Raw genomic sequence first — 7349 nt, forward strand, 5'->3', positions numbered from 1 at the left:
TCACAAAACTCCCGGTCATTTGTTGCTTACTTACAAAAAAGAACCTTATCCGCCGTAGACTTAGTGCGCTTGATCCCAGTTTTGTCCGCTCCCGACTTCCACCAGCAACGGCACGTCAAGCGTCGTACTGCTCTCCATCAGTTCATGGATCTTTTTTGACACCGCTTCAAGATCGTCTTTGTGCACCTCAAACACCAGTTCATCGTGAACCTGCATGATCATACGAACGCGAGGTTTTTCACTTTGCAACCATGCGTCTACCGCAATCATCGCGCGCTTAATAATATCCGCCGCCGTACCCTGCATCGGTGCGTTGATTGCCGCACGTTCTGCTCCGGCTCGTCTGGCCGCATTACTGGATTTGATATCCGGCAGATAAAGTCGGCGCCCTTCGAGAGTTTCGACATAACCGCGATCTTTCGCCTGCGCACGCGTGCGTTCCATATAATCCAGCACGCCCGGATAGCGCTCAAAGTAGAGGTCCATATATTTTTGCGACTCTTTGCGCGGAATATTGAGCTGGCGTGATAAACCAAACGCGCTCATACCATAGATCAGACCAAAGTTAATGGCCTTGGCGCTACGGCGCTGCTCATTACTGACGCTTTCGAGCGGCAGGCCAAACACTTCCGCCGCCGTCGCGCGGTGAATATCTTTCCCTTCGGCAAATGCCGACAGCAGGCCCTTATCGCGCGACAGGTGGGCCATAATACGCAGCTCAATTTGCGAGTAGTCCGCAGAGACAATCACATGATCTTTCGGTGCGATAAATGCCTGACGAATACGTCGGCCCTCATCATTGCGCACCGGAATATTTTGCAGGTTGGGATCGGTTGAAGATAAACGCCCTGTCGCCGTCACCGCCTGATGATACGACGTATGGACGCGCCCGGTTTTCGGGTTAATCATCAACGGCAATTTATCGGTGTAGGTTGATTTGAGTTTCGCCAACCCACGGTACTCAAGGATCACTTTCGGCAGTGGATAGTCAAGCGCCAGCTCTTCCAGCACCTCTTCCGACGTAGACGGTGCGCCGCCCGGCGTTTTCTTCAGCGGTTTAATACCCTGTTTTTCAAAAAGGATAGTTTGTAGCTGCTTAGTGGACGAAAGATTAAAAGGCTCTTCGGCGATCTCATGGGCTTTTTTCTCCAACTCTGCCAGACGCAGGGTCAGCTCTTCCGAGTGCTTATGCAGTACCGCAGGATCGATATTAACCCCGTTGCGTTCGATGCGAGAGATCACTGGCACCAGCGGCATTTCAATGTTCTGAAACACGTTAAGCGGCCCGGCGTTTTTTTGCAGTTCCGGCCACATCTTCAGATGCAGTTGCAAGGTAACGTCAGCATCTTCCGCTGCGTAGCGACCGGCCTGTTCCAGATCGATCTGGTTAAAGGTCAGTTGATTTTTACCTTTGCCGGCAATCTCTTCAAAGGTGATGGTTTTGTGTTTCAGCCAGCGTTCAGAGAGGCTGTCCATATCATGGCGACCCGCTACGCTATCCAGCGTGTAGGACTCCAGCATGGTATCAAACACAATACCGCGCAGTTCAATACCGTAATTTTGCAGCACGCCGCGATCGTATTTCAGGTTCTGCCCGACTTTAACGGCTTTTTCATCTTCCAGCAGCGGCTTGAGCAGCTCCAATGCGCGTTCACGGGAAATTTGGTCCGGCGCATCCAGATAGTCATGCGCTACCGGCACATATGCCGCAACGCCCGGTTCAGTGGCAAAAGAGAGCCCAACCAGGTTGGCGCTAATATTGTCCAGGCTGTCGGTTTCGGTATCAAAAGCAAACAGTGGCGCGCTTTTCAGCTTTGCAATCCATTGTTGCAACGTCTCTTCATCAAGGATAGTGACGTAGTTATCCGTAGAGAGCGTTGCTGCCGGGATATCCGCACTGGCGTCTACCGTAATGGTTTCCTGAGGTTTCGTTGCCGGTTTCGCCCCTTTTGCCTGCAACCACTTACCGGCTTCAACATCGGTGATCCAGCGTTTGAATTCATACTGTTTGAACAACCCGAGGAGCTCTTCCGCCATAGGCTGCTGTACTTCAAGCTGCTCGCAAGTCAGCTCCAGCTCAACATCGGTTTTAATCGTTGCCAGCTGATAAGAGAGGTAAGCCACCTCTTTACTCTGCTCCAGCTTCGCGGCCATGGTTTTCGCACCGCGGAAAGTCAGGCCAGCGATTTTATCCGCCTGCTCATACAACGTGTCTAAACCACCAAGCCCCTGCAGCAGCGCCTGTGCGGTTTTCTCACCGACGCCAGGTACACCTGGGATGTTGTCCGAAGAGTCGCCCATCAGTGCAAGGAAATCGATAATCAGCTCCGGTGGAACGCCGTATTTGGTGACCACTTCATCTGGACCAAGAATGGTGTTGGTCATGGTATTGATCATAGTGATATTTGGCGTGACCAGTTGCGCCATATCTTTATCACCCGTGCTGATCAGCACCGGGCGCCCCATTTTTTCTGCTTCGCGCGCCAGCGTGCCGATCACATCGTCCGCTTCTACGCCGGAAACCGCCAACAGCGGTAATCCCATGGCTTTGACCATGGCGTGGAGGGGTTCTATTTGCGCACGCAGATCATCCGGCATCGGCGGGCGATGCGATTTGTAATGTTCAAACAGTTCGTCACGGAAGGTTTTTCCCTTTGCATCAAACACCACCGCGGCATGTGTCGGCTGGTACTGCAAAATCAGGCTACGCAGCATATTCAGTACGCCATACATCGCCCCTGTGGGTTCGCCCGCGCTGTTGGTCAGGGGGGGGAACGCATGATAAGCGCGATAGAGGTAAGACGAACCGTCAACAAGGATAAGGGGATTTTCTGGGATCTGAACCATGATGTCCGTGCCTGTTTATCAATTTATGGTCCAAGGATGCCACAGACCGGGGGAAACATGAATTTTTCGCGGCAATTGCCGGCAAAGATTTCGCGATCGTCGGGATCGCTCGCATATTCAACCTGTGGATAAGTTTGTGCATAGTTTATTTCAGGCTGGACTTTTGTGTCTTAATTAAGATCGCAGAATTATACAAAACCTTTTATTTCATATAGTTAAAACAGTGAAAAGGATCCTTATGGCTTTATGATGACAATTTAAGCTATGTGGATATAAGAAAAGATGATTTGCTTTTCCCACGCCAGCATAACCAGGTACTACCAGCAAGGTTTAAGCATTCCTGCACTCTGTTTTCTGATAAAATCGCCCATTGCGCTTTTCTCAGGTGCGCCTTCAGCAGCTAACTTTCTGAATAATTTAACTATGTCGAGATTGCTTGCAGTATTCACTCTTACGTTGAGTGTCCTGCTCACCATATTGGTAACTGTCGCTTGCTCCGTGCCGATTATTATTGCCGGCATACTCAAACTATTACTCCCGGTTCCGGCGCTTTGGCGTGCAATCTCAACCTTCTGTAATTTCATGATGTACTGCTGGTGCGAAGGGCTTTCCTGGCTGCTGTATCTTAATCCGCATTTAAAGTGGGATGTCGAAGGGCTGGAAAGCCTGAATAAAAAGAATTGGTATTTGCTGATCTGTAATCATCATAGCTGGGCGGATATCGTGGTGTTGTGCGTGCTGTTTCGCAAACATATCCCGATGAATAAATACTTCCTCAAGCAACAACTGGCCTGGGTTCCGTTTATCGGCCTTGCCTGCTGGGCGCTGGATATGCCATTTATGCGCCGCTACTCCAGGGGGTATTTGATCCGCCATCCTGAACGCCGTGGCAAAGATGTGGAAACGACACGCCGTTCCTGTGAGAAGTTTCGCCATCACCCCACCACGATAGTCAATTTTGTTGAAGGCTCGCGTTTTACCGAAGAGAAACGCAGCGAGACGCGCTCCCCCTATAAAAACCTGCTGCCGCCAAAAGCCGCAGGTGTCGCCATGGCGTTAAATGTGTTGGGGACGCAATTCGATAAGCTGTTGGATGTGACGTTATGCTACCCGGAAAACGATAAGACCCCTTTCCAGGATATGCTCAGCGGTAAACTGACTCGCATTGTTGTACGCGTTAACCTGCTCCCGGTAAATGAAGAGCTACACGGGGACTACGTCAGCGATAAGAATTTTAAGCGTGGTTTTCAGCAGTGGCTGAATAAACTATGGGCAGGTAAAGACGAACACATCGATGCGATAAAGACACAATACAAAAACGCCGGTCAATGACCGGCGTTTTCTTTTACTTCTTCTCGACCAGGAATTTCACCGTGTCGGCATAATCTTTCACGAAGGCATCCAGGCTACTGCCATCCATGCCCTGCTGATTAACCTGGTATTTGCCATTCACAAACATGGCCGGAACCCCTTGCAACTGCAGATCGGCAGCGGCTTTTTCCTGTTGAGCAACCAGCGATTTCACCACAAAGCTGTTCCAGGCGGCATCATATTCTTCCCCCTTCACACCCGCAGCGATAAAGACGTCGCGGATATCAGCAACCGACTGAACGATCTGGGTTTTCTGCACCGCTTCAAACATTGGCGCGGTGATCTTATCTTCCACACCCAGCGCCATCGCTACCGCCCACGCTTGCGTCATCTCTTTACCCAACGGACCAAGAAACTCTACGTGATACTTGGTCATTTTGGTGCCTTCCGGCAGCTTTTGCTTAACCGCATCGGCAATATGCCATACGCGTTCAAAGTCGTAGCAATGCGGGCAGTAGAACGAGAAGAACTCAAGCACCTGCGGCTCACCAGCCACGGGTTTATCCAGAGTAATAAACTGCTTGCCGTCGGTGATCTGCGCCGCAGAGGCGCTAAATGCCAGAATCATTCCTGCCAGCGCCAGCCAAATCTTCTTCATGGTTAACTCTCTCCGTTCAATACATGGGTGTTAATGCTAAAGGGGGTTCCTGCAGAACTTTCACCTGCTCAAGGAAACTCAATGTCTGCCTGCGCCAGTGATCTTCACTGTTCAGCCAGGGGAAATTTTTGGGGAATGCCGGATCGCCCCAACGACGGATAAGCCACGCAAGATAGTAGACCATCCGCATAGCGCGAAGCGGCTCAATAAGGCCTAATTCGGCGTGATTAAACTCGCTGAATTCTTCATAAGCTTCAACGATCATCTCAAGCTGCATACGCTGCTCAGCTTTATCGCCATGCAGCAGCATCCACAGATCCTGAATCGCAGGACCATTGCGGGCATCATCCAGATCGACAAACATCGGTCCGTCGCGCCAGAGAATATTCCCGGCATGACAGTCACCGTGCAGGCGCAGCAGATTAAAGCGGTTGTGCCATTGCGCCATAACTGCATCAATAAGCTTATCAACTGCAGACAGGAACTCGCTTTTTAAACCCGCAGGGATTAGCGCAGTTGTTTCAAAGAGCTGGCGTGGTTCAAGTAAATATTCTTTTACCCCAATGTCCGGTCGATGGGCGAAGCGTTTTTTACTGCCGGTTTGATGCAGACGCCCAAGATACCGCCCAACCCATTCCATCTGATCGAGATTGTCAGCTTCGAACTGGCGGCCACCAACACTGGGGAAAACCGCAAAAAAGAAGTCGTTATGGGTCAACAATGTCTGGTGGTTAAAGGCAAGCGGCGCGGCAACGGGAACGTCATCACGCTGTAAATCAAGGGCAAACTCATGCTCTTCGAGGATTTGCTCTGCTGACCAGCGTTCGGGACGATAAAACTTCACCACATAACGGCGGCGGTCTTCATCCTGAAACTGGTAGACACGGTTTTCGTAGCTGTTGAGCGGAGTGAGACCGGAGTCCACCCGGATCCCCTGCTCAAACAGCGCATCCATGATGGTATCCGGGTGTAGTGTCTGGAAAGTAAAAGCGTTACAGGTCATCCTGTCATCCGAAAATACAACGAATGATTCAGGATATCATTTCGCAGCGTTTTCGGTGGCACCGCTTACAAGCTTTTACTCTTTAATCACGCCTCGAGCGCGCAGCAGAGCAGTTTTGAAATCTTCTTCATAATCCTTTTGAATCCCAGGGATCACCGCATCTTTCGAGGAATCGCGCATTTTCAGGTGATAGATCAGAATGTCGTCACTTAAATCAGCCAGTTCGCCGTCATAACCTGATTCTTTCGCCAGTTTCTGCAAAAATTGCAGTAAATTCAGTTCCGGCTCTTTCTGCCATGCAGGCTGGAGAAGTTCGATAACTTCGTTCAGGCGTTTACATTTCATGGTCGTGCTCCTTACTCTTGGTACAGACACGTTAGCAGGGTCAATCCCACAATAAAAGAGGCGATAACTGTGACGGACAGCAGTGCAGTAACCGGCGTAGTACTGGCGGGAGGAAAGGCCTCGCGCATGGGGGGAAAAGATAAAGGTTTGCTGGAGCTGAACGGGAAGCCTTTATGGCAACATGTCGCGCAGAGACTGGCGCCGCAGGTTGAAAACGTGGTGATCAGCGCCAACCGCAATCTCGATATCTACCGTGCCAGTGGTCTGACCGTGGTGTCTGACAGTATGAATGATTTTCCCGGCCCGCTGGCAGGAATACTTTCGGTAATGCAGCAAATAGCCAGTGAGTGGTTTTTGTTTTGTCCTTGCGACACGCCTTATGTGCCAGAGAATCTTTTCGCCCGGTTGCGGGATCAACGTCAACAGGCCCCGGCGGTGTGGGTGCATGATGGCGAGCGAGATCATCCAGCTATTGCTCTGATTAACAGACGCATTTTGCCAGCGTTACAAGACTACCTGGCGCGCGGGGAACGCAGAGTAATGGTGTTTATGCGTGAATCAGGCGGACATCCTGTAGATTTTAGTGATGTGAAAATCGCATTTGCCAATGTAAATACACCAGACGATCTCGCTCACTGGCAGGAGAATTCATGATCCCTTTACTCGCTATTGCAGCCTGGAGCGGTACAGGTAAAACAACTCTTCTAAAAAAACTGATCCCGGCACTTTGCGCACACGGAATCCGACCGGGTTTAATCAAACATACCCATCACGATATGGATGTCGATAAGCCTGGCAAAGACAGTTATGAATTGCGTAAGGCGGGGGCGGCGCAAACGCTGGTGGCAAGTTCTCAGCGCTGGGCTTTGATGACGGAAACACCGGATGATACAGAACTGGACCTGGCGTATCTGGTCAGTCGGATGGATGCCTCAACACTGGATGTGGTTCTGGTGGAAGGGTTTAAGCATGAAGCGGTAGCAAAGATCCTGCTTTGGCGACAAAACTGCGGACATAGTCTGCAAGAACTCATACTGGATGAGCATGTTATCGCTGTGGCCAGCGATGAACCTTTGGAAATCAGCGTTCCAGTGCTGGATCTGAACAATATTGAACAGATTACCGACTTTATTTTGCGCTGGTTACGCTTCACCGGTTAGTTTCACCGATTTTTTCACAAGGAAT

8 protein-coding genes are annotated in these 7349 nt (G+C 50.6%); 3 read left to right on the forward strand and 5 right to left on the reverse strand.

Features of this window, described 5'->3' with window-relative positions; genetic code table 11:
• Positions 1-60: 60 nt before the first annotated feature.
• Positions 61-2847 (reverse strand): DNA polymerase I, encoded by a 2787-nt coding sequence (gene polA / locus ACQ3G7_RS22620; RefSeq protein ID WP_430892302.1) that lies wholly within the window; start codon positions 2845-2847, stop codon positions 61-63.
• Between the two features lie 317 nt (positions 2848-3164).
• The gene (locus tag ACQ3G7_RS22625) at positions 3165-3431 is read right to left on the reverse strand and encodes a hypothetical protein (protein ID WP_430892314.1); all 267 of its coding nucleotides are present in this window, start codon (positions 3429-3431) and stop codon (positions 3165-3167) included.
• Here ACQ3G7_RS22625 and yihG point away from each other — a divergent pair.
• Positions 3325-4179, forward strand: coding sequence for a 1-acylglycerol-3-phosphate O-acyltransferase, YihG family (yihG, locus tag ACQ3G7_RS22630; RefSeq protein WP_430892312.1), 855 nt, complete (start codon positions 3325-3327; stop codon positions 4177-4179). The two genes, ACQ3G7_RS22625 and yihG, sit on opposite strands and share 107 nt — an antisense overlap.
• Positions 4180-4192: 13 nt before the next feature.
• Here yihG and dsbA read toward each other — a convergent pair whose 3' ends face one another.
• From dsbA to ACQ3G7_RS22645, 3 genes are all read right to left on the reverse strand, one after another.
• Positions 4193-4816: a thiol:disulfide interchange protein DsbA gene (gene dsbA, locus ACQ3G7_RS22635; RefSeq protein ID WP_263098642.1), complete on the reverse strand. Its 624-nt coding sequence runs from the start codon at positions 4814-4816 to the stop codon at positions 4193-4195.
• Positions 4817-4832: 16 nt separating this feature from the next.
• Positions 4833-5819: a serine/threonine protein kinase gene (locus tag ACQ3G7_RS22640; protein WP_430892305.1), complete on the reverse strand. Its 987-nt coding sequence runs from the start codon at positions 5817-5819 to the stop codon at positions 4833-4835.
• A 75-nt stretch (positions 5820-5894) separates the two neighbouring features.
• Positions 5895-6164: a YihD family protein gene (locus ACQ3G7_RS22645; protein ID WP_061499540.1), complete on the reverse strand. Its 270-nt coding sequence runs from the start codon at positions 6162-6164 to the stop codon at positions 5895-5897.
• Between the two features lie 69 nt (positions 6165-6233).
• Here ACQ3G7_RS22645 and mobA point away from each other — a divergent pair, with 69 nt between their 5' ends.
• Both mobA and mobB read left to right on the forward strand, forming a co-directional pair.
• Positions 6234-6818 (forward strand): molybdenum cofactor guanylyltransferase MobA, encoded by a 585-nt coding sequence (gene mobA / locus ACQ3G7_RS22650; protein ID WP_263098644.1) that lies wholly within the window; start codon positions 6234-6236, stop codon positions 6816-6818.
• Complete coding sequence (mobB, locus tag ACQ3G7_RS22655; protein ID WP_430892307.1) at positions 6815-7324, forward strand: molybdopterin-guanine dinucleotide biosynthesis protein MobB; 510 nt, start codon at positions 6815-6817, stop codon at positions 7322-7324. Before mobA ends, mobB begins: the two co-directional genes overlap by 4 nt.
• Positions 7325-7349 lie beyond the last annotated feature (25 nt).

The sequence above is a fragment of the Kosakonia sp. N21 genome (assembly GCF_050587465.1).
Classification (GTDB): Bacteria; Pseudomonadota; Gammaproteobacteria; order Enterobacterales; family Enterobacteriaceae.

Excerpts from the sequence above, each read along its gene's own strand:
- polA (WP_430892302.1), bottom strand. The coding sequence starts at position 2,847 with ATGGTTCAGATCCCAGAAAATCCCCTTATCCTTGTTGACGGTTCGTCT.
- ACQ3G7_RS22625 (WP_430892314.1), bottom strand. The coding sequence starts at position 3,431 with ATGAAATTACAGAAGGTTGAGATTGCACGCCAAAGCGCCGGAACCGGG.
- dsbA (WP_263098642.1), bottom strand. The coding sequence starts at position 4,816 with ATGAAGAAGATTTGGCTGGCGCTGGCAGGAATGATTCTGGCATTTAGC.
- ACQ3G7_RS22640 (WP_430892305.1), bottom strand. The coding sequence starts at position 5,819 with ATGACCTGTAACGCTTTTACTTTCCAGACACTACACCCGGATACCATC.
- ACQ3G7_RS22645 (WP_061499540.1), bottom strand. The coding sequence starts at position 6,164 with ATGAAATGTAAACGCCTGAACGAAGTTATCGAACTTCTCCAGCCTGCA.
- mobB (WP_430892307.1), top strand. The coding sequence starts at position 6,815 with ATGATCCCTTTACTCGCTATTGCAGCCTGGAGCGGTACAGGTAAAACA.